This is a genomic window from Spirosoma arcticum, assembly GCF_054779955.1.
On sequence record NZ_BAAGXG010000008.1, the window covers coordinates 360,064 to 382,845 of the forward strand.

A 22,782-nucleotide genomic window follows, 5' to 3' on the forward strand; every position below is an offset into this window, starting at 1 on the left:
CTCATTATACATTATTCATTAGTATTCCGCCGGTTGTCAAAAAACAAACAAGGTTATGCCACGTTCCGTCAATCACGTTGCCTCACGGGCGCGTCGGAAAAAAGTAATGAAGCTGGCCAAAGGCTATTTTGGTCGGCGTAAAAATGTCTGGACGGTTGCCAAGAATGCCGTCGAAAAAGGCTTGGGCTACGCCTACCGCGACCGCCGGGCTAAGAAGCGTGATTTCCGCAGTCTGTGGATTCAGCGGATCAACGCCGGTGCCCGGATTCATGGTCTGTCGTACTCAGTGCTGATGGGCGCTCTGAACAAGTCGGACATTCAGCTTAATCGCAAAGTACTGGCCGATCTGGCCATGAACCACCCGGAAGCCTTCAAAGCCGTTGTGGACCAAGTGAAGTAGTAAACAGATCTAAAAAGACAAAAGCCCTGGTGATGAACCGGGGCTTTTGTCTTTTTAAGAGGGTGTATCAGACCTCCTACCGTGATAATTCGGGAATCATCGTCACCAGAACGTCGGGTCTGATGCCCCGGTGGCTATCATCAATCACTTGCTTCACCTGTGGGTAGCTGAATCGTTCGTGCAGGTAGTGATTGTAAAAACTATTCAGTGCTGCTGTCATTTGGTTTTTGTCGTTGGCGTCGAAAGCAGCCAATGCCCATTCCACAAACACCTGTGGCGAAAACGGGGCTTTAGGGTTGGTTTGGTCGATTCGGTCAACGAACGCGTGCGGATAACCGGCCTGTTGATAAATCTGCTTCACAAAATCAATCCGGTTCACCAGCGTTTGCGTGCTGACGCGCCGAAGCAGCCGGTAACACTGAGCCGTGTCTTTCTGAACGGCAAACGCGAGGGCTTTATACAGCAAGGGTTCTTCCCACCGAGGCTGCAACTGGTAGGCCTGATCGAATAAGACCTGCGCTTGCTTAAACTCGCTCTTCCTGACGTGCGCGTTGCCTAACTGGAGAAAAGCAGAAGGACGTTTAGACCCTTCAATGGCAATGATTTGTTGGCATAAGCTAATTGCCTTATCTGTTTCTCCACCCGCCAGAAACAGTGAAACGGCTCTCGACATCAGCCGGGTATACCGGGGATGCTGGGCAAGTTGCTGATTTATTACACGGACGGTGCGCTGGTAGCAAAACTGTTTCACGGCGGGTGGGGCGTCGCTTTGGAGCAGGCTCAGGGTCTGCGATTCTAACCCATCGGCCAGATCCAAAGTCCGTATTTTTGCGTCGAAGTAAATCGTTTCCAGTGCGTCGTATCGCTGTTGTACATCCGCCAGATTCTGCTGTTTTTTCAATTGCCGTACGGTTCGGTACAGCTCGTAAGCACCGTAGTTGGCCAGTAAGGCAATCAGTGTTACACCAGCCACCCGGACCGGAACCAGCCAAACAGGTTTGGTGGGCAGATCAATTGCCGGACGGGGCAAGGTACTAACCAGCGCCAGCAGGCCGAAAAAAGTTTGCAGCGGCAACAGACTGTCGACGCTCAGTAAGTTGAAGAAAAAATAAGCTACGAATACCGCCCCCAGAAACCCCCGCTCCCAACTGGTTAGTAGGGTGCCGTTTGTCCGCAGCGTGTTGACCAGCGTTACCCAGATGAGCAGGTAAGTTAGCAGCCCGATGGCGCCGGCCGAATATGCCCAGTCTAACAGCACATTGTGAGTCCGGTCGTACCAGTCAAAATTGCCACCAATCAGAATAGTGGGGTCGAAATGCTGGGCAAATCCATAGCTGAAGGTTTCCTGCCCCCAGCCCAACAACGGGCGCTCAGTTAGGGCATTGAGGGCTATTTTCCAGCAGACATACCTCGGCGACAGCGTGTTGTTGACCCCTGAATAATGCGTGAATCGGTAGACAATCGGCGACTTTTGCAAAAAATCACTGTTAACAACCAGCCAGAAGAGGCCGACTAGGACGCCAAGCACGGCCATCAGTCGCAGAACTATCGTTGACAGCGCCCGACGTTGCTGCCAGGCGACAAAAACACTGAGGTAAAGGATACCGCTTACCAAGCCAAGCACCGCCGAACGGGTACCGGTCAGGTAAATGCCGCCTGTCAGGATTACCAGCGTCGATGCCGCCGTTAGGCCTTTTATCCAGCGCGACACACCCGGAAACTGATTTACTAAATAAACGCTGATGAACGTATTCATCAGCAGATACGAGGACAGAAAAGACGGGTTGCCAACGGTAGCAACCAATCGTCGGTCAATAGACTGCCAACCCGTCGTGCTGAAATAGCCTTTCAGAACAATCAGCACCGCAATGCCGACTGATAGTAGTAACGCTGTGTTCCACTTCCATTTAGGAAAAGGGGTGCGGGCCAGAACAAGAAAATACAGCCCTAAATGAAGGTACGTTAGAAATCCGTCCAGACGCGTGTAGCTGGAGAAGTAGCTGAGTAAGGGGTCGACCCCCAACCCATCGGCCACAAAGAGCACCGCCAGGAATAGTAATACGGCAATTTGCAACGGCGATGGTTTGACCGTCAGAAATCCGGGTGCAAACAGGGCCGTGGCGACCATGCAGTCTACTACCGCGTAAAAAAACCAGGTTCGTTCGGTGATGAAGCCAAAGAACGCTGTTTCGCTGTAGAAGAAAGGAGTGAGTAGTGAACTTAGAAAAAGAAAGAAAAGCAGGCGTTCGGATATAAGCGTGCTTAACACATGGCTATCCGACGTGCGGGTGTCCGACGGCCGAATAGCTTTAGATGGAACCTTTTTTTTCATGATGGGTGTGGTGCAGAAACCGGGTGGATATAATCGACTATAGATGCAAGTAAATAAATGCTAATCAATTAATTGATTGGCTGAATGGGAGATTTTACACCTTAGTGCATGAAACAAACAAGCCCCGCCAGTTATAGCGGGGCTTGTTTGTTTCATGCCGTTTATAGGTTTGCTGGATCACCGGTTCATCGAGATCAAAAATTCTTCGTTGTTGCGGGTGCCTTTCATCCGGTCGAGCAGAAAATCCATGCTCTCCATCGGGTTCATATCGGACATGTGTTTGCGCAGAATCCAGACCCGTTGCAGGGTTTCCTTGTCCAGCAGCAAGTCCTCCCGGCGCGTGCCCGACGCCATCACGTCGACGGCGGGGTAGATGCGCTTATTGGCTAATTTACGGTCGAGCTGAAGTTCCATGTTGCCGGTGCCTTTGAATTCCTCGAAGATAACCTCATCCATCTTCGAGCCAGTGTCAATCAGGGCGGTAGCGATAATCGTCAGCGAACCGCCGTTTTCCACGTTGCGGGCCGCCCCAAAGAATCGCTTGGGCCGGTGCAGCGCATTGGCATCCACACCACCCGACAGAATCTTGCCCGATGACGGCACCACTGTATTGTAGGCCCGCGCCAGTCGCGTTATTGAGTCCAGCAGAATGACTACGTCGTGGCCACATTCGACCATTCGTTTGGCTTTCTCCAGCACCATACTTGACACCTTCACGTGCCGGTCGGCCTGCTCATCAAACGTCGATGAGATTACCTCGGCGTTAACGCTGCGGGCCATGTCGGTCACTTCTTCCGGCCGCTCGTCAATCAGCAACACGATCAGGTAAACCTCCGGGTGGTTCCGCGTAATGGCATTGGCAATTTCTTTGAGCAGTACCGTCTTACCCGTTTTGGGCTGGGCTACAATCATGCCGCGCTGGCCTTTGCCAATTGGCGCGAACAGGTCCAGTACCCGCGAGGAGTAATTTTCGGGACGGTTGCTGAGGTGGAGTTGCTCTTCGGGGAACAGGGGCGTCAGGTACTCGAAGGGAATACGGTCGCGGATTTCCTCGGTCGTTTTGCCGTTTACGGTCGATACGCGCAGCAGGGCAAAATATTTCTCGCCTTCTTTCGGCGGGCGAATGGCACCCCGCACTGTATCCCCGGTTTTCAAACCAAACAATTTGATTTGCGAAGGCGACACGTAAATGTCGTCGGGCGAGGCTAAGTAGTTGTAGTCGGCTGAGCGGAGGAAACCGTAGCCCCCATCCTGCATGATTTCCAGAACGCCTTCGTTATCAATAATGCCGTCGAACTCGCGTATATGCTGATTATACTGACGACGGATGCGGTTCTGATATTCCTGGGCTTCCCGGGTTGCCTGATTCGTCTGCGGCTGCGCTGGCTGGCCTGATTCGGTCTCAGACTGCGGTTGCTCAGCCTGTTGCTGACCATCCGCCGTTTCGGCTGGCTGGGCATCCGGGTTGACGTCGGGCGTAGTAACTACGCCCTCGGCCGACTGCATATTGGCTGCGTTATCCTCCGATATGACGGTGGGTGTCAGAAACTCTTCGTCGGGGCGGCCACCGTAGTTCAGGCCCGCTTCGTCGGACACAATTCGTTGCGTACGAGGTCGCTGACCAGCGGCCCCCGGCCGGTTGGCAGGCTCCCCGCCGTCGCGCTGCCGATCCATGCGGTCCCGCCGGGGCTGAACACCATCCCGATTGCCGTCTGGCCGTTGCCGATTGTTGGCCCCGTCGCGTCCGGCAGGCTGGCTCGAGTCTGACCGAAGAGGACGCTGTGGGCGGTTCGTATCCGTACGGGAGTTCAGAGCAGCGTCGCTGGCGTTAGGTTCACGTCGGCCACGGGTCGGCGGCTGGTCTGTCGCGTCGTTGGGCTGAAGGGGTGCCGAAGCCATTTCATCGGGGCCTTCCGGCTCTGTGCGGGGCTGCTGGAGTGGCTGAGCATCACTTGGGAATGTACCCGGCTCGGTTTCGGCCACTGGTGTTTCAGCGACTGAAGTCATCCCATCTTCGGGGGTGGGCGATGGAATTTCTGAAGCACCTGCATCACGCCGAACGCGCTGGCGGGTCCGGGGGCTATCAGTCCCATCAGCTACCGGACTGGCAGTTGAGTTAGTGTCAGCCAGCGCGGGTGCCACTGGCTCGGGGGTGGAGTTGACGTTAACGGGGGCGGCTTTAGGGCGTCGACCGCGCCGGGGTGCGTCGTCAGCTACGGGAGACGTTGCAGGGGCAACATCCGTGTCAGGCTTGAGCGACTGCTGATCGAGTATTTTATAAATCAATTCTTTTTTCTGGTACTTGGCATTGTCGCGAATGCCAAATTCATCGGCAATGGGACGAAGCTCGGAAAGGAGCTTTGCATTCAATTCTTCAATATTATACATAAGTTCAGGTTAGCAGTAAACCTTAAAGAAGCCACTCGGGTGGCGGTAACGATATGGATTGATGGGTTGGAAGCAGGGAACGCCCATAACGAATGGGCAGTGCTTTTGGTCAACAGGTGAACGGAAGGATAAAGCGCCAGGCGCTAAACCGATCTGATTTTAACGGGGTTGCTTGAGTACGCAATGAAAACGGGTTAACTGGAAGTAGTTTATGTAGTCCAAACACAACCGTCTGGTGGGGCCAGACGCGGAGGTCATTGTAACGTTTGGAAAAAATGGTGGTTCGCCAATGCGATGGTACGCCAACGCGGCACTTCGTCGTAGCTATGGGTTGTCGCTTCTGAGAAAGCACCACTTGCCCACCGGATTGATGGCAACAAAGGTAACACACTGATCCGGTTTTGTCAACATAACGTTTTCTGTTCCGAAATGTTTCTCCGAAGCGGGATAACACGCTCTCCGACTTAAATTTCCTTAAAACTGTTCGGAGCGCTGCCAACTCAGCCGCTGTTCAGCGTTACAGATATCGAATGCCAATGACACCGCAACCACATCAAAACACCACGGAGAACGTAGTAGTCGACTGGGGCAACACGACGTTGAAAACTGGCTGGTTCAACGGGTCATCGCTCATCGAAACCCGGCGCTACGACTCCGTCGCCAATCTGGTAGCGGACTTAACCGACTGGACGACGGCAGCCGTAATCGTCTCATCCACGAGCCGACCGGCGGACGAAATCAGGGAGCGTTTGTCGGGGGCGGGGTGGGCCGTGTGGGTGCTGGATAGCCAGACACCAGTGCCCATCCGCAACGCTTACGACACGCCCCATACGCTCGGGGCCGACCGGGTAGCGGCTGCGGTGGGTGCAACGGTCCTGTTTCCGGGTCAGGACTGCGTCGTGCTTGATCTCGGTACGTGCCTGACGGCCGATTTTATTGATCGGGAAGGGATGTTCCAGGGTGGGCTAATTTCGCCGGGACTGCACATGCGTTTTCGGGCTATGCACGAGCAAACGGCCCGCCTGCCGCTGGTAAGTTTCGAGGCCGACGAGTTGGAGCTGTGGCCGGACGTAACCGCTAAGAACACGCGACAGGCCCTGCTGAGTGGGGTGGTCAATGGCCTGATGTTTGAGATGAACGGCATCATTGAACGCTACCGCCGGGAGCGGCCCGGCGTAGTGGTGCTGTTGTGCGGGGGGGATGCTCCTTCCTTTGAAAGTCGTTTGAAAGGGCCGATATTTGCAGTGCCCGAATTAGTGCTGATTGGGTTGAATCGAATTTTACGCTATAATGTTGAGAATTTACAAGCAGATACGCCAGACGTTAACGCATAGTTTGCTGGCCATTGCTGCGTCGTCGCCGGTGGTGCTGGCGCAGGGATTAGGTAACTCGCCTTATTCGGCACTGGGCATTGGCGAGCTGTATAACGAAGGGAACGTGACCAACATGGGAATGGGTAATATTGGCATCAGTAATGCCAGTCCATTTTACCTGAACATGCAAAACCCGGCTCTGCTGGCCCGTCGCACCCGGTTCACGGTTTTTGAGGTGGGCCTGATGGCGCAGTCGAAGAGCCTTTCCCAGAACCTGAACGGTGGTGTGCAGAACCAGCGCGACTTTGGGGGTAACCTGGGTTACTTAGCCCTGGCGTTCCCGGCCAACTCCCGCTGGAATATGTCGCTGAGCCTAAGGCCGTACACCTACGTGGACTACACGACCCGGCAGTATCGGCCGGTTTTCGGTACCATTTACGAGGCCGAGTACAACTATACGGGACGGGGCGGGCTAAACAAAGCTTCTTTTGCCAACGGTGTGCGAATCACTAAAAACCTCTATGTTGGGGCGGAAGCTGCGTTCGTATTTGGCAACATTACCAACTCATCCGACTCGCGCGTACTCATCAATGACAATACGGCTGCGGGCATTCAGGATACGCGGGTGACCCGCCTGAACCGGGCTAATTACAGCGACATCGTCTGGAAGTTAGGGGCCGCCTGGCGACCTAAGCTGAGCGAAACCTGGACGCTCAACCTCGGCGCTACCTACGACCCACAAACCCGCGTCAACGCCCGCGAAACGGATATCTATCAGCAAACCACGCTCGGGGGCGGTGCTATCTCAGCACCCGATACCTTACGAAGCCAGGCCAGCGGCCGGGCCACCCTGCCCCAGCGTACCCACTTTGGCATCAGTTTAGAAAGAAACAATACGTTTCTGGTGGGCGTCGATATTGGTTTGCAGCAGTGGGGTCAGTACCGGACCGTTAGCGATCAGCCGGGCAACCTGACCAACGGGATGAGTGTTGCCACGGGTCTGGAATTTACGCCCAAAGCCACTTCGACCCGCTACCGCGATTTGATTACATATCGGGCTGGATTTCAATATAACCGACTGCCGTACCGGGTAGAAGGTACGCAGATCAACGACGTGAACGCCAGTTTAGGCCTGTCATTGCCGTTGGGGGCGTACTTAGTCAACCATGTCACGCTGTCGGTAGTAGGCGGGCAACGGGGCGTGTTAACGGGCACTCAAATCAAGGAGCAGTACGTCAGAATTGGTCTGGGCTTCTCGCTCAATGACTGGTGGTTCCGTAAGCAGGTGGTTGACTGAATGATGAATTATAAATTAGGGTTTAACCCACTAATGAATGCATTTACTGCGCAAAAAACGCGGTTGTTGCGAATTGTTGGTCGTTTATCATTCATCATCTATCATTTATCATTCTTCCTGCTCTCCTGCGAAGAGCCGAAACAGGCTAAAAAAGCAGCCGCGTACACGGGCCCGATTGAGGAAATCAATGATGTCAAACTGCTATACAGTGAAGTTGCTCTATTGAAAGTGAAGCTAACGACGCCGAAACAGTTTCGCTACGCCAACGATGACCGAAAGTACCCTAAACCCGTTTCAATTATTTTCTACGGTCCCGCCGGGGAAGAAGTGACAACCCTGCGGTCCGACTCCGGCCGCTACAACAAAGCCAAAGACCTGTACACCGTCATGGGCAACGTGGTGGTGGTTAACAAGCAGAAACAGGAGAAGTTGCTCACGCCCGAACTGAAATGGAATCCGGTTACTAAAAAGGTATTTACCGAAAAGCGCGTTACGGTCATCAGCCAGATGACCGGCGAAAAGCTGTATGGTACGGGTTTAGATGCTAACCAGGATTTCACAAACTACTCCATCCGCAAGCCGTCCGGTGTCTTCAACGCAGAGGGCGGGCCGGGATTTTGAAGGGAGTCGTAAGTGGCTGACGCGTCAGCAAAAACTACGCCGGTCCGCCGGTGCGGTCAGCTACTTACGACTCCTTCGACTTACTGACTTACAACCCCCTTCTTACATTGCTCCAACACTGGCGTAACCGCTTTCACGTCCGTCAATGTCGTTTCGTCCCCCCATTCGTTGTAGATGTAGGTTGTCAGTTCGGCAATTTCGAGCGCACTCAGTTGCGGTTGGGCAGGCATTGGCCGGTTGTAGCGTTTGCCGTTAACCACAATCGGTCCCTGCTGACCGTACCGAATCAGGCAGATTACGCTGTTTTTATTGACTAAGTAATCAGACCCGGCGATGGGTGGATACAGGGCGGCCAACCCCTTTCCATCGGTCTGATGACAGTTGGCGCAGTTATTTTTGTAGACCAGAATGCCTTCCGTTATGTAGCGTTGCCGCTTAATTTCCTCATCGCTCTGGCAGGAAAGGCCAACTAACATCAGACAGAAAAGGGCTGACAAACCGATGAACCTCACCATCATGAGTTATACTCGGCCAGTAACCGGTCTATATCCGCCATGAGCTTATCGACGCCTGCTTCGGTGGTTCCATCGTAGACGCCCCGGATGTGTTTGGCTTTGTCGACCAGAATAAACGCCCCACTGTGCACAACACCCCCCGGTGCGCTGGAGTCGGCCTGCGCCGTGACCATGTAGCTGGTTTGGCCGATGTCATAAATTTTCTCGCGGTCGCCGGTTACGAACAACCATTGCCGACCCGTGACGCCGAGATTATCGGCAAATTCCTTCAGCACGGGCACCGAATCATGCACCGGGTCGATGGAGTGGGAGAGCATCATCACGCTGGCGTTGCCTGTGTACCTGTCGTAGACACGTTTCATCTGCACCTTCATTTTAGGGCAGATGGTGGGGCAGCTGGTGAAGAAAAAGTCGGCAACGTAAACTTTGTTGTCGAGAGTTTGGGCCGTGACCGTGTCGCCGTATTGGCTCACGAAGGCAAAATTCGGAATCGTCTGGTACGTTGAGTCGGTCACTGACTTGCCGTTGACCACTTTCGTCACTGCTTCCCGCTGCCCCAGAATGGGTAACTTCTCATCGGCTGACCCGCAGCCAGCTAACACAAACAGGAGCAAGGAGACAAGGAAAGAAGGACAGCCGTTATTTCTTGTCCAAAAACTGACGAGCCTGGTCGATACTGGAATTGAACTTGATTTTAACATCGGTAATTTGATCTTTTTGTTCCGATAAATACCGCAGGGCATCATCCGGAGAAAGCTTGGTCAGCGTATCGCCTTTGTAGTGACTCATCCAGTTCATCATCAGGCTATCGGCGTTTGTCAGATTTCGGCTCAACAGCCGGGCCTGCTCTTTTTCCTCATCCGTTCTAAGAGCACCAGCCGCTGAACGGGTTGCTGCTGTGCTGTCTAAGGCCGAGATGCGCTGATTGAGTTGCTTTCGTAACTTCATCACGTCACCCATTTTCGGCATCACCTCATCGTGAATAGCAAACATCTCATTTTCAGCCTCTTTAACGGCATCATCGCCTTTCTGACAAGCCCCGAAGAACACGCTACTGATGAGGATTCCTGCTACTAAAGAAACAAACTTTATCATGGAAAAAGTCTTTAAAAGGAGAAGTTAGTGAATAAGTGTATGGGTGTATAAGTATGTATGTGTTTAGTGGATACATGGTTGAATGTGCCCGCTTCCAATGCGTATACACCCATACACTTACTCACCTAAAACTATTTCGCTGTAACGACGGTGCGTTGCTTAAGGATTTCGCGGGCGTTTTTAACCGCGCTCGGCGACGGCGTTTTGCCGCCAATCATCTGCGAAATCTCGTTCACTCGCTCGTCGAAGGTAAGTTTCTTGATGCGGCTGACCGTTTTTGCGGCCGAATGGTCTTTGTACACAAAATAATGAGCCGTTCCCTGAGCCGCAATCTGGTGGAGGTGCGTGATGGCGATAATCTGGTGACTGTGCGCCATGTCGCGCATCATGTTGCCCATTTTGATGGCAATCTCACCCGAAACGCCCGTGTCAATCTCATCGAAAATAATTGTGGGCAGCGACCGTTTGTTGGCCAGAATATATTTGATCGCCATCATGAGCCGCGAAAACTCACCCCCCGACGCTACGTTTTTCAACTGCTGGGGTTTAACGCCCTTGTTGGCGCTGAACAGAAACGATATGGTATCGATGCCAGCCGGGCTGGGTTTGCCCGTTGTGGCCTGAATTTTGAGCGACGCATTGGGCATGCCCAGATCGTACAGCAGGCCCCCAATTTCGCTTTCGATGGGCTGGAGCACGGCCTGCCGGGTGGTCGACAGCGTCTCGGCGCTTGTCTGCAACTGAGCGCGGGCGGCCTCGGACTGGCGCTTCGCTTCGGCCAGTTCATCGTCTAAGTTAAGCACCTTACTAACCTTTCGGCTCAGTTCGTTGCGCAGCGCAATCAGGCCCGCCACATCACTAACCTGGTGTTTGGTCTGGAGTTGATAGATAAGATTAAGCCGCTCCTGAATGGTCTCCACGCGAGCGTCGTCAATGTCCACGCGCTCCTGTTCCGTACTGATTTCGTCGGCTAAATCGCGCAGTTCGATCAGGCTGCTCTGCGCACGCTGCAACAATTGCTCGTACTGATTCGACAGCTTGCTGATATACGCTAAATTACTGACCGTACCTTTCAAAAAGTCGATGATCGACTGTTCCGTATTGTCTAAATACTCGTAGGAAAGTTGCAGGCGGGCTTTAATATCTTCGGCGTTTTGCAGGATCGTCAACTCCTGTTCGAGCGTTTCCTGTTCGGCGGGCTGAAGCTGCGCTTTCGTTAATTCTTCGTACAGAAAATTGTTGTAATCGAATTCCTTGCGCATCGCCGACGCTTCCGTCATGAGCTGATCGTAAACCGTTTTTTTACTACGGTAGGCCTGGTAATCAACCCTGTACTGGCGAAGTAAATCATCATCCTGCGCGTACGTATCCACAATTTCCAACTGGTATTCGTTGGAGCCGAGCATGACCGAATCGTGCTGCGAGTGGATGTCCATCATCTGGCTCGTTACGCGCCGGAGCGTTTCCAGATTGACGGGCGTATCGTTGACAAACGCCCGCGACTTACCGCTGACGCCGATCTCGCGCCGAACAATACATGTATTCGAATAATCTAATTCCTCTTCCTCAAAAATTCGTTCGATAATGAAGCCCGATACGCCAAATGTGCCTTCGATAACGCACTTCTGTTCGGGATTGTAAAGCACTTTTGTGTCAGCCCGGTTGCCAAGCAACAGGCCGATGGCACCCAGCATGATCGACTTTCCGGCACCGGTTTCGCCCGTGACAATGTTTAGTTCACGGTCGGGTGTCAGTTCGAGTTCGTCAATGAGCGCGTAATTTTTTATGAGTAAATGCGATAGCATAGATGAGACGCCTTGCTTACGTAACAACACCGGCCGGGGTGCGGTTCAACCCCAACGGGACTACGTGGTCACTAATTTTCGGTACAGTTCCGTTTTAGACGGGTCTAAGAAGGAGAGCAACTCAAACGCTAGTTTGCGTTCGGCGGGCGTTCCCTCGAACAGAATATTATACAGTTCCTGCCCTTTGGCGTCAAAAAATGTATTAATCAATACCGAATACGGAAGTTGCTGACTAACCGTTCGGATGCTGGTCAGCAGGTCGAGGGTTTGCTTACGCATCTGCACGGGATTAGCCCCGAATATATCTAAGCCCTGCCGGTGGTAGGTATACATGGCGTCGCGGAATGAGGTTAACTGCTGGTTTTGCAGGTTCTCAACAAGCCAGTACCGTTTGCGCTGATCGCTGCTCGGCTGCCAGGCGTCGCTGGATGAACCCTGCTGCGCCTGTAGGGTGATGGCAAATGCCCGTTGCACAAATGGGTTGCCGCCCCGCTTGCTAAACGTATCGTAGTCAACGGCCAAAATCAAATTGGCGTAAAACGCAAGCATGGACGTAAGGTCGTCGGTGTACTGATTTTCACGGTAAAAAACCGGCGTAGACGGCTGATAAACGAAATTGAAATTTCGGTCTACGTAGTTGAAAACGGTTGTTTCATAGTTCGTGCCGTACACGGGCCGCGTCACGATGATCTGCGCCGTAGCTTCAAAAGCGCCCTGCACCAGCGATTTGACCAAGTTGATGTTGAGTGAACAGTTGATCCGTTCCGAAGCCGTAAGCTGATCGTTGCTCCAGCGCCGGTTGTTCATGAACTCCGTGATGATGCCTTTGAGCTGCGCGACGTACGAAAAGTCAGTTTTTTGCTGGGCGAACAACTGATCGGAATTGATGGTTACCTGGCAGTTCAGCTCCTGCGCCCGCGCCGTTGTCAGCAAACTTAACAGGCCAATTAGTAGGATTAACTTTTTCATGATGCTATGTTTTTGGCGACTAAATCCACTAAATCCTGTGCCACCTCTGTTTTGGGTTTAAGCCCAAATTCGTGGGTTTGCCCTTCTTTGTCGATAACGGTAATTTTGTTCGTATCGTGTCCAAAACCGGCTCCGGTGTCGCGCAGGGAGTTCAGCACGATCCAGTCTAAATTCTTGGCGTGAAGTTTTTTTAGCGCATTCTCCCGTTCATTATCCGTTTCGAGAGCAAATCCCATGAGCAACTGGCCCGGTCGTTTTTGCGCACCCAACTGAGCGGCAATGTCGGTGGTTTTGGTCAGTTCGAGCGAAAAAGTGGCTTCTTTTTTTTTGATCTTCCGGCCGGCCGGATGGGCGGGGGTGTAGTCGGCAACGGCCGCGTTCAGCACCAGCACGTCGGTTTGGGCAAAAGCCGCCTGGGTAGCCTCAAACATCTGCTGCGCCGTCCGCACGTCGATTCGCCGGATGGACGGGTGGGGGAGGGACAGGGCAGTAGGACCACTGACGAGGGTAACCACGGCCCCGGCTCTGGCAAATGCCCCCGCGATGGCGTAGCCCATTTTGCCGGTCGAGTGATTGCTGATATAACGCACCGGGTCGATTGGCTCCTGCGTTGGCCCGGCCGTAATCAGGACGTGTTTACCCGACAGGGGCGTTGGTTTGTTGAAAAACGCGTCGAGTGCCTGCATAATGGTTTCTGGTTCGGCCAGCCGTCCTTCGCCCACTAAGCCACTGGCTAATTCGCCGTGTTCAGCCCGGATGATGTGATTGCTGAACGAAACAAGCCGACGCAGATTTTCCAGCGTAGCGGGGTGCCGGTACATGTCCAGATCCATGGCCGGGGCAAAAAACACCGGGCACTTAGCCGATAAATAGACCGCCGACAGCAGGTCGTCGCACAAGCCATTGGCGCAGCGGGCCAGCGTGTGGGCCGATGCCGGAGCCACCACGACGGCGTCGGCCCAGAGACCCAGTTCAACGTGGTTAGTCCAGTTGCCTTCGCCCCGCCCCTCATTTTCCGTATCGACAAACGCCGAGAGAACCGGCCGTTTGGCGAGTGTGGCGAGCGTCAGGGGTGTGATGAATGTCTTGGCCGATTCGGTCATAACGACCTGAACGTCGGCCCCGGCTTTCACCAGCAGCCGGACCAGCAACGCCGATTTATAGGCCGAGATGCTGCCTGTTACGCCGAGAAGAATACGTTTACCAGCTAACATAAGCGCGGCAGAAATTGAATGCTATCGGGATGGGTGAAACACAAAAACCGCACGGCATACATACCGTGCGGTCACTGCTGAAGATTGGTCAACGACCCACTCTACTGCTGAGCGTCTTCGTCGTTGTAGCGCCAGTAGATTTTGTCTTCCAAAAACTCGTCCGTTGCCACGGAGGTCGGCTTGGGCATCCGCTCATAGAATTTGGAGATTTCGATCTGCTCGCGGTTCTCGAACACTTCTTCAAGATTGTCGACGGCCGATACAAACTCCGACAGCTTGTTGCTTAGTTCTTCCTTGTTCTTGGTCGCAATTTGCCGGGCACGCTTCGAGATAATTGAAACCGATTCGTACAGGTTACCCGTTTTGATCGCAATCTTGTCGTTGTTGCGGGTGATAATGGATTGATTCGATGCCATTTTTTAGTTAACAGTTAGTAGCCAACAGTGAGCAGTAAACAAAGCGCACGCTAACTGTTGGCTGTTTACTGCTCACTACTCACTGGATTAATTTGCCGCCGTCACTTTGGCCGGGCGGTTCGTGTCGGGCGCTTTGGTCTTCTCTTTTTCGCGCTCCTGCTCTGCTTTCGCCAGTCGGTCAATTTCCTTCTGGCTGGTCTCGTACATCTTTTCGGACTGTTTAATAAACCGGCTGGTCGGGTATTTGTCCACGAATGCCTGATGATAAGTCATCGCTTCCTGATACCGTTCCTTTTGTTTGGTTTCCAAGCTATTCTGAGCCAGGCTAAACTCAGCGTCAACCTTTAAAAAGGCCAATTCCTCGTTGTATTCTGAATCTGGAAACTCCCTCTGAAAGTTGTCGATGGCAATAACTGACGATTTGTACGACGCAATGTTGAAGCCACTGGTCTTGTAATACAGTTTGGCTTTCTCATACGCTTTGCGCTCCAACTTCTTGCGCAACTCCAGAATCATGCGGGTGCATTCATCCTTGTACTGGCTCTCCGGATAAGCGTTGACGAAGTCCTGAAGGGCCGACGTGGCTGTCAGCGTGTTCGACTGATCGAGGTTGAAGGCGGGCGTGTCTTTGTACAGCGAAAAGGCGTACATGTACATCGCTTCCTGCGCGTAGTCGCTTCGGGCAAACGTTTCGTAAAATTTTTTGAAGAGCGTGGCGCTGAGCAGGTACTGCTGCTGATGATACTGCGTATAGGCGTAATAGAACTGGGCCATCTCCGACTCCGTACTGCCTTTAAGCACAGGAATCAGTTCTTCAAACAGCAAACCCGCGCGATACCAGTCGCTCTTTTTATAATATTGAACGGCTCCCTTATATTTCTCATCGTCGGTGCCGCTTTTCTGTAGTTTCGAGAACGGACTGCACGAACTTAGCAAAACTACGAACCAGGTTCCGAGCAGAACCTTACCAATATGACGTTGTTGCATACGATGGCAAAGATACGAAAAAAAATGGGCTACACCGTTCTAACGACGATGCAGCCCGTATAGTGCCGAAATTGGGGGCTATCCTCAACCCGTTTATGATAATTTAACAGCCCCACAGCGTCTTACTGATGACGAACGAGCAGGCGTTTGGTCGCTACCTTTTTACCATCGACCGACAATTGGTATAAATAATAACCCGTTGCGTAGTCGCGGGTAACGATGCGTACTTTGCGGTCGTTACGGTCGAGGCCATACTCCGCAATGGGAACGCCCAGTACATTCAATAAGGCTAACTTAGCTTCTCCCACCGACCCACTGATTTGGTAGTCAACTTCAGTAACATCGTCGGCTGGATTCGGGTAAACGTTGGACACCCAGATGCGTTCGTTGGCATACAGGCGGTTTTCTGACTTGCCCTCCTGCTCAGGAGCCGACCGGGCGTCGGCGGGTGCGGGGCTGGATTCGGCTGTGGTTGTGCGGGCACCCGCTTTTGTAATTGGCTGCGCGATGAGCAACGACCGGTAATGCTCGTTGATCGCTTTATTTTTGCGGATTGTCACAGAGCGGTCAAGCCCTGAAAGAACGGGTTCCGGCACCATCCGAAACCGGTTGGCACTCACCACCGGCGCGGTAGGTTTGCGAGTCGACGCCGTTCGTCCCAACTCCAGCCGACTGCCCTTTCGGGCGTCGGAGTCGCGCAGGGCTACCTGCGCCCGAAGCGGGATTGTGGCCGTTAGTAAGCCCGTTAGTAACCCAATAAGTATAATTTGTTTCATGAAAATCCAGTTCAGATACACTTAGCCAACACAAACCTATTCAGGATAAAAGACAAAGTCAACGGGGCAGTGTGTAAAAAATTGTTAAATGAGTCATTTATTACCCCTTTGAACGTTTTTTCTGGCCAATGGTTTAGCTGACCCTTTGATTTTTGGTGGTTTTTTAGCAGCCGGTTGCTCTGTTGGGGGTGTTTCCAGCCAGAGAACCTGACCTTTCGTCGGCTTTTCTACTTCACGCCAACGAAATCCGTCGAGCTTCTGAGCATCGTCGGTGAACTCTTTGGGTGGAATAAGCTGCGCGTCAGGTCGGCCGTAGAACCGAATCTGCCCAACCTTGTTGTTAGCAAACTCCATGTTCATCCGGCTGCATTCGACGTGGTTCAGGCCAATCAGTCTGTTTTTGTCGTCCACGGCGTAGTAAATACTTTGTCCGTTGCCGTCCACGAGTACCCGGTCAAGGGTTGTTTGTTCTCGCGCCGGAGTCGACGTGGCGCGGGGCAGTGTGCGGGACGGTACACCGGGCTTGGTCGAGGCCGTGGCTCCGGTTATTTTTTTAGTTGTCTCCCCGGTCTGGGTTTGGACAAGCCTGGTCGAGGCCGGTATTACCTTTGTTACGAAATAAGCCGTCACCGTACGCCCCTTAATCTGGTTATAATTTTTGAGCGTATCGAGCGAAATGACGAACGACCTGCCTTTAAGGAACATGGTGTTGATGCGGTTGTTCTTGAGTAAAGCCCGCATCGTGTCCGCTTCCATCTGGTACTTATCCTGGCTCCAGACGATGGGTTTCTTGAAGAAATGAATCGTTGAGTCAGCCGTGTCGTAGATGAGCGAGTCGCACTTGCTTTGCAGATCGGACTTGTAAACGAAAACGTTCTTCTGGCCGAGCAACCGGCGCGTGTTGGTCAGCTTATTGTCGAACGAAAACAGCGTATCAGCCCGCATATAAAGTGTATCGCGCGTGGTTTCGCTGGCGAGACTTTTGGCCACGGGGTGACCCGTTACGCGCGAAATGCCCGACTTGCCGTTGTAGCGGACGTGTTCACCGGTGATAACAGCTTTGCGGTCTTTGGCTACCATAATGACGTTGCCTTTGGCAATGCCCAGTTCCGACACGTTGTCGTAGTAGAGTGAATCGCCGGTTAAGCGGTATTTGGGCGTATCGACGGTGGCCCGGCGCTGAAAATTCGAGATGCCGGTAGCCGTGTTATACTGTCCGGCAATGGCCGTCAGCACCCCGTCCTTATTGGTAATACGCGTTGGCCCCTGAAACGTTGCAATCCGGCTGAGGGAATTATAAAGCAGTGAATCGGCGGTGAGCGTACCTTTGGTGTTGACCAACCGAACGTTCTGGCGGAAGGTGAACAGCTTGCTGCGCGTGTCGTAATAGCCTTCGCGGCTGGTCAGCACGTTTTCTTTGTCAACAATACGGCCGGGAACGGGATAATGGGCAACGCCCGACAGCATGTCGTAGTCGAGCTGCTGGGTCGTGAGCGTCATCTTGCGGTCGCGCATCACCACGTTGCCGCGCAGATTGGCCTGCCGGGTGTTGCCGTAATAAAACATCGTATCGCCCCGCACGTTAATGGTGTCGCCCTGGATCAACCGGACGTTGCCATAGGCTTCGATCACGTTGGTGGTCACGTTCTGGATGGCAAGGTCGCAGTACATGAGAACGCCTTTCTGCCGGAACCGGACGTTATTGTAGATCTTCCGGACGACCTGACCGGGGATGTTCACGCCCACCAAACTGTCGGAACCAGGCAGCAACTCGACCTTGTCGGCCGTACTGCCCGGCATTGGCGGGCGACCGGCCTGGGCGCGTACATCGGCAGGCACGAACACCGATCCAAGCAGGAGAGAAAAAGCGATAAGGTGAATGAGGAAACGCATAATGGAACAAAAATACGGCTTCGTGCCGAGACCGAATGTTGGAGTCGGACTTTTTAGGATTTATTAACGACAAACGGCTATTCGAACCGACCGACTGCGTCCTGCTGGCCGTTAGTGGCGGGCTGGATTCAATGGTGATGGCCGACCTGTTTCACCGCACCAACCAGCGGTTTGCCATTGCCCACGTCAATTTTGGACTGCGGGGAACCGAATCGGCCGACGATGCTACCTTCGTCCAAAACTGTGCCAAACAGTATGGAGTTCCGTTTCACCTGACGCACGTCAACACGGCCGTTGTAGCGGCTGAACGGGGCGTGTCCATTCAGATGGCCGCCCGCGATCTGCGCTACGACTGGTTTGCCCAACTGATTGGCGAACACAGCTACGCGGGTGTGGCGACGGCTCATCACCAAAACGACGTACTGGAAACGCTATTGCTAAACCTGACACGCGGTACCGGACTGGCCGGGCTGCACGGCATTGCCGCCCGGCAGGGCAACGTGATCCGGCCGGTGCTGTTCGCCACCCGCGACCAACTGGCGGCTCATGCGGAGACACATAGCCTGACTTACCGCGAAGACCGATCCAACGCCGATGACAAATATGCCCGCAACCGGATTCGCCATCACGTTGTGCCCATCCTGACCAGCCTGAATCCGGGTCTCTGGCAAAGCCTGCCCCGCACCGTGGAGCGGCTGCGGGCGGCCGAAATGCTCGTTTGGGCCGAACTCAACCGGTCGTGGCAGTCCATTGCTGAACCATACGGAGCGGGTCTGTTTCTGCCAGCCGATACACTGCTGGCCCAGCCGGAATTGGCATTTCGGCTGGCCGAGTGGCTAAAATCGTACGGCTTCACAAGCGATCAAACGGGTCAGATGGTCGAATCACTGAGCCGGGAAACGGGGCAGTTGTTTCGCTCGACTACGCACCAGGTTACGCACGACCGATTGCCGAACGGTACAACCGGATTGCTGCTCGAATCCTTGCCAGCACGAAGCGACTACGAAATCACGCTAACCGAGTGGCCTGATGCGCCGGTGAACGTAGCGGGACACTTTACGCTGACCATTGCGCTATTCGGCAAACCCACCGACTTCCGGCCATCCACCGATCCGAATATGGCTTGCTTAGACGCTGACCGGCTAACGTTGCCGGTAACGATTCGTCCGTGGCGGCAGGGTGACCGCTTCCGACCGCTGGGACTGAACGGCACTAAATTAGTCAGTGACCTGCTGAACGACCTGAAACTACCCCGCCCCGAACGCGACCGCACCGCCGTGCTGCTATCGGGCGATCAGATTGTCTGGGTCATTGGCCGACGTATCGCCCATTCATTTCGGGTAACGGGAGAGACCAAACGGATTGGTCGAATCTCATTTGTGAACGAATAATTTATTGGCGTATCGTTAGCTTTACGGAAAACCCCTGTACCCATCCGTAATGACCACTATTCAGATTGACGGGAAAGACCCCGGTTTATTGGCCGTTTGTTTCCCCCAAGACCCCATCGGTAACGACCTCATCCGCGAAATTCCAGGAAGACGATGGAGTTACTCGCGCAGATGCTGGCTCGTATCCAACACCCGCGAATCTGTGGTGCAGATCGGCCAGCTCTTCGGCAAAGAGTATTGTCGTTTCGATGAGGCCGTCGTGCGGCTCTATAAGCCCCTGGCTTCAGCCGTGGGAATTGAGCAGGCCACAAACCCACCCTGGCCCCCGTTAAGTAAACGAACTGCTGGAGCACACCGCCTGCCATTTCGGTATGCACCACCAATGCGTGAGTACGACCGGCACCCGGTTATCGTGGCTATTTCCGATACTTTGCGGATTCAGAATTACAGCTATAAGACGTACAAAAATTACAAACAGGCCATCATCGCGCTTATTCGCTACGCTGGTCTGAGACCGCTCGATGAACTGACCAAACCCCAGTATCAGCAATACCTGCTCTTTTTGATCCAGAAAAAGCGGCTTAGCGCGGCTACCATCAACGTCCATATCAATGGTTGGAAGTTCTATCAGGAAAAAGTTCTGCTGCGCGATAAGGCGTTTTACGACGTTGTGTATCCACGTCAGGCTACCAAACTGCCAACCGTATATAGTGTAGCCGAAGTAAAGGCTATTTTCAAGACCACCACCAGTATGAAATATCGGACGCTCTTTCAGGTTGTATACGCTACAGGTATGCGGTTGAGCGAGGTGGCCTGTTTACGTCTGACCGACCTTGACCGTACCCGCCAACTCATTACGGTTCGGGGTGGTAAAGGCAAAAAAGACCGGGTTATGATGTTTTCCGAAAAAATCGAGCTATCTGTCAACGAGTACCTTGCCCGATATACTCCGAAAACGTATGTGTTTGAGGAAGCTGGACATCACGAGCCTATTGCCGTTCGTACTATTCAGTTTGTATACACTCAGTCCGTACAGGCTGCCGGTATTCAGAAACGGGGTGGTATTCATACCCTCCGGCACAGCTTCGCCACCCACCTGCTCGAATCAGGCTTGGATATCCGGTATATTCAGGAGTTACTGGGCCACACCAGTATATTAACCACGATGCGGTATACACACGTAACGGCCAACAAAATCAGTCAGCTCAAAAGCCCACTGGACGATCTGTAATCTGGTGCCGACGTAGCTTGGATCGGAGTTGTGATAAGCTGTAAAATCGGCTTTTGAGTACATAACCTTGTGTGTACCGCTTTACCGTTCTGCGTACGGGCTTCACGTCGCCCCGTGCTGTAAAGCGGTATAGTTGCCCCTTCTCATCAAAAAAGTAGTTGGGATAGCCCTCGATGTCCCATACCCGCTCTACAAATACCTCTACATACCGTTTAGTCACTTCAGATGAATGAAAGTTGGAAGTTTCGGTCAAGTTCTTTTCTTTTGCATTAGTCCTGTTCAATAGTAAAATCTTAGCCGTTGCGGAACTAAAAGTAGCTGATTGTGAGCAGAATGTAGTTCCGCAATTTTGCGTACATATACTTGTTAGGTGGCTCGTCCATAAAGTGCTTGTGTGCCAACGTTCCGGCGACAAGCAGCACGTCCCAAAGGTCAGGCTTTCGCTCGTTCGGCAAGTCCTATGCGACAAGTTGAACGCCCCGGTTGAGCAGGTTTGGGCTTCCGATTGACAAGCCAACCGCCCCAACCATTAACGTTTAGGTTCGCGGGGCAGGTTGCGGGCGACAGGTAAGCTTATAAAAAAGGGTTACCGTAATCTGGTCAACATATATTAAGTAGATTCACAGAGAAAATAGTTATTGCTCAATTCAAACCGATAGCTTATGTCAAAACTTCCTTGGGCAAAATACCTCTTCAGTGTTTGGGTAGTAGCCATCATCGTTTCGTTGACGGCCAAGTTTCTTACGGCGAATGTCTTGGTTTTAGTGCCACTATCTGTTGGTGTATACTGGCTTTCTGTACAGGGATTTGCCAAAATAAGGGGGTACTAATAAAGCAAATTAGGTACGACGTTGTCCGCTCCGCGTAGGCAGTTCCCTGGTGACAGGCCGCACGTCCCGCAGGAGAGTCGGCAGCCCAACTCAAACAGGTTTGTAAAGGTGCAGGTGCGTGAGTTTAGCAAGTAACTCGCTCACCATCAACACCTGTGGGTGTTGGGTGGCTCGTCCAAGTAAGTGGGTTCGGTAACGTACCTGTGACAGGACAAGTGCTTGATAGTAAACGTGTTTTGGTTGAGTGCCACGTATCTGGCGACAGGTCAATGCCCGGTGGACAGCACGCAAAAAGTGCGTTTCGGTTGACAAAGCAACGTACCTGAGCGGGCGGGCTTGACCAGCCTCGGCTTGACATTACTCGGCCTGTCTCGGCTTGCTTGGTTTTGTGCGTTTTTGGTTAGCGTTGTTGTGGCGTGTCACCTCTGACAGGAAACTGTCGAGTAGTCCAAGGTGGCAGCCCAACATCCTCTGTGTTCGCGGGCGAACGAACCCCAACCAACGCATGAGACCAGAAAGCCAGCCCGTAGCCCTATATTTACGTAGCTATCAGTAGCCCCTTTGTGGGAAGATCGTCCTTTCCTCTGGTGCCCTCAGCCCGGCCAACGTCCCGATTTGGCTATGAGACAGGGACTACTTTATCAGTCCGTGCCTTGAGAACCCCACTGGTAGAGCGGGGCAACCCGCTACTCCGTACATCATAATTATCGTTTGACTAACATAGCCCACTGATAGCCCTTTTTGAGTAACTGCTAACCCGTTTCTACCATGAACAAGCAGACCCAAGACTATCGCAAAATGCCTGTCGTTCACCAGCAGGTGGCTGGCATCGACATTGGCTCTCAGTTTCACGTCGTAGCCGTAGGCGACGATCCCAAACAAGATGTGCAGCAGTTCGGCGTATCGACCAAAGAACTCTTCCGACTCGCCGACTGGCTGCATCTATATGAGGTTAAGTATGTCGCTTTGGAAGCCACCGGGGGCTATGAACGACCGTTGGTCAATGTGCTTCAGGAGGCTGGTTTTGACGTGTTGGTCACAGCAGGAGCGAATACGAAGAACTATCGACGTTTCAAATCTGATACGTCAGATGCTATTCACATTCGTACGCTGCACAGTCTGGGCCTGCTGCCCCCCATCTTCCTTCCCCACGAGTTTTCCACCCTTATCCGGCCACTAGTGCGGCTGCGGAGAAGTCTGGTCGAGGATGCCGCTGATTACATCCGGCGTATCCAGAAAGCCCTGCGGGTGGGCAATGTACGCTTAGATACGGTGCTGACCGATACCAACTCGGTGTCGGGTTTGCGGA

The 22,782-nt window shown here is 53.1% G+C and carries 19 protein-coding genes; 7 read left to right on the top strand and 12 right to left on the bottom strand.

Going from position 1 to position 22,782, the window contains the following annotated elements; all coding sequences use genetic code 11:
- Positions 1–55: 55 nt before the first annotated feature.
- On the top strand, positions 56–400 hold the full coding sequence (gene rplT / locus ACYVHB_RS19980; protein ID WP_461053545.1) for a 50S ribosomal protein L20: 345 nt from the start codon (positions 56–58) through the stop codon (positions 398–400).
- A 76-nt stretch (positions 401–476) separates the two neighbouring features.
- Here the strand turns inward: rplT and ACYVHB_RS19985 are convergent, their stop codons facing one another.
- Both ACYVHB_RS19985 and rho read right to left on the bottom strand, forming a co-directional pair.
- Positions 477–2,732: an O-antigen ligase family protein gene (locus ACYVHB_RS19985; RefSeq protein ID WP_461053546.1), complete on the bottom strand. Its 2,256-nt coding sequence runs from the start codon at positions 2,730–2,732 to the stop codon at positions 477–479.
- Between the two features lie 177 nt (positions 2,733–2,909).
- On the bottom strand, positions 2,910–5,120 hold the full coding sequence (gene rho, locus ACYVHB_RS19990) for a transcription termination factor Rho (RefSeq protein WP_461053547.1): 2,211 nt from the start codon (positions 5,118–5,120) through the stop codon (positions 2,910–2,912).
- Between the two features lie 536 nt (positions 5,121–5,656).
- Here rho and ACYVHB_RS19995 point away from each other — a divergent pair.
- From ACYVHB_RS19995 to lptC, 3 genes are read left to right on the top strand one after another with little or no spacing between them, the layout of a single operon-like run.
- A complete protein-coding gene (locus ACYVHB_RS19995; protein ID WP_461053548.1) occupies positions 5,657–6,454 on the top strand; it encodes a type III pantothenate kinase in 798 nt (265 codons plus the stop codon).
- Positions 6,411–7,730, top strand: a complete 1,320-nt coding sequence (locus tag ACYVHB_RS20000; RefSeq protein WP_461053549.1) for a hypothetical protein — start codon at positions 6,411–6,413, stop codon at positions 7,728–7,730. The genes ACYVHB_RS19995 and ACYVHB_RS20000 overlap by 44 nt, the downstream gene beginning before the upstream one ends.
- A gap of 33 nt (positions 7,731–7,763) precedes the next feature.
- Complete coding sequence (gene lptC, locus ACYVHB_RS20005; RefSeq protein WP_461053550.1) at positions 7,764–8,351, top strand: LPS export ABC transporter periplasmic protein LptC; 588 nt, start codon at positions 7,764–7,766, stop codon at positions 8,349–8,351.
- Positions 8,352–8,431: 80 nt separating this feature from the next.
- Here lptC and ACYVHB_RS20010 read toward each other — a convergent pair whose 3' ends face one another.
- The 10 genes from ACYVHB_RS20010 to ACYVHB_RS20055 all read right to left on the bottom strand — a co-directional run bounded on the left by ACYVHB_RS20010 (position 8,432) and on the right by ACYVHB_RS20055 (position 18,021).
- Positions 8,432–8,866, bottom strand: coding sequence for a c-type cytochrome (locus ACYVHB_RS20010; protein WP_461053573.1), 435 nt, complete (start codon positions 8,864–8,866; stop codon positions 8,432–8,434).
- Positions 8,866–9,480, bottom strand: a complete 615-nt coding sequence (locus ACYVHB_RS20015; RefSeq protein WP_461053551.1) for an SCO family protein — start codon at positions 9,478–9,480, stop codon at positions 8,866–8,868. The genes ACYVHB_RS20010 and ACYVHB_RS20015 overlap by 1 nt, the downstream gene beginning before the upstream one ends.
- Positions 9,481–9,505: 25 nt before the next feature.
- Complete coding sequence (locus tag ACYVHB_RS20020; protein ID WP_461053552.1) at positions 9,506–9,961, bottom strand: viral A-type inclusion protein; 456 nt, start codon at positions 9,959–9,961, stop codon at positions 9,506–9,508.
- Positions 9,962–10,092: 131 nt separating this feature from the next.
- Entirely contained in the window at positions 10,093–11,766 is a 1,674-nt protein-coding gene (gene recN / locus ACYVHB_RS20025) for a DNA repair protein RecN (protein WP_461053553.1), read from the bottom strand.
- A gap of 60 nt (positions 11,767–11,826) precedes the next feature.
- A complete protein-coding gene (gene porD / locus ACYVHB_RS20030; RefSeq protein ID WP_461053554.1) occupies positions 11,827–12,735 on the bottom strand; it encodes a type IX secretion system protein PorD in 909 nt (302 codons plus the stop codon).
- On the bottom strand, positions 12,732–13,949 hold the full coding sequence (gene coaBC, locus ACYVHB_RS20035; RefSeq protein WP_461053555.1) for a bifunctional phosphopantothenoylcysteine decarboxylase/phosphopantothenate--cysteine ligase CoaBC: 1,218 nt from the start codon (positions 13,947–13,949) through the stop codon (positions 12,732–12,734). Before coaBC ends, porD begins: the two co-directional genes overlap by 4 nt.
- 101 nt (positions 13,950–14,050) lie before the next feature.
- Positions 14,051–14,365, bottom strand: a complete 315-nt coding sequence (locus ACYVHB_RS20040; RefSeq protein WP_461053556.1) for a DNA-directed RNA polymerase subunit omega — start codon at positions 14,363–14,365, stop codon at positions 14,051–14,053.
- An 87-nt stretch (positions 14,366–14,452) separates the two neighbouring features.
- On the bottom strand, positions 14,453–15,352 hold the full coding sequence (locus tag ACYVHB_RS20045; protein ID WP_461053557.1) for an outer membrane protein assembly factor BamD: 900 nt from the start codon (positions 15,350–15,352) through the stop codon (positions 14,453–14,455).
- A gap of 122 nt (positions 15,353–15,474) precedes the next feature.
- On the bottom strand, positions 15,475–16,128 hold the full coding sequence (locus tag ACYVHB_RS20050; RefSeq protein WP_461053558.1) for a T9SS type A sorting domain-containing protein: 654 nt from the start codon (positions 16,126–16,128) through the stop codon (positions 15,475–15,477).
- Positions 16,129–16,221: 93 nt separating this feature from the next.
- Positions 16,222–18,021 carry an OstA-like protein gene (locus tag ACYVHB_RS20055; RefSeq protein ID WP_461053559.1) on the bottom strand — a complete coding sequence of 600 codons (1,800 nt, stop codon included), beginning with the start codon at positions 18,019–18,021 and terminating at the stop codon, positions 16,222–16,224.
- A gap of 35 nt (positions 18,022–18,056) precedes the next feature.
- Here ACYVHB_RS20055 and tilS point away from each other — a divergent pair, with 35 nt between their 5' ends.
- The 3 genes from tilS to ACYVHB_RS20070 all read left to right on the top strand — a co-directional run.
- Positions 18,057–19,412: a tRNA lysidine(34) synthetase TilS gene (gene tilS / locus ACYVHB_RS20060; protein WP_461053560.1), complete on the top strand. Its 1,356-nt coding sequence runs from the start codon at positions 18,057–18,059 to the stop codon at positions 19,410–19,412.
- A gap of 49 nt (positions 19,413–19,461) precedes the next feature.
- Positions 19,462–20,643: a tyrosine-type recombinase/integrase gene (locus tag ACYVHB_RS20065; protein ID WP_461053561.1), complete on the top strand. Its 1,182-nt coding sequence runs from the start codon at positions 19,462–19,464 to the stop codon at positions 20,641–20,643.
- 1,598 nt (positions 20,644–22,241) lie between these two features.
- A partial coding sequence (locus ACYVHB_RS20070) for an IS110 family transposase (protein ID WP_461053562.1) occupies positions 22,242–22,782 on the top strand: 541 nt, incomplete at its 3' end.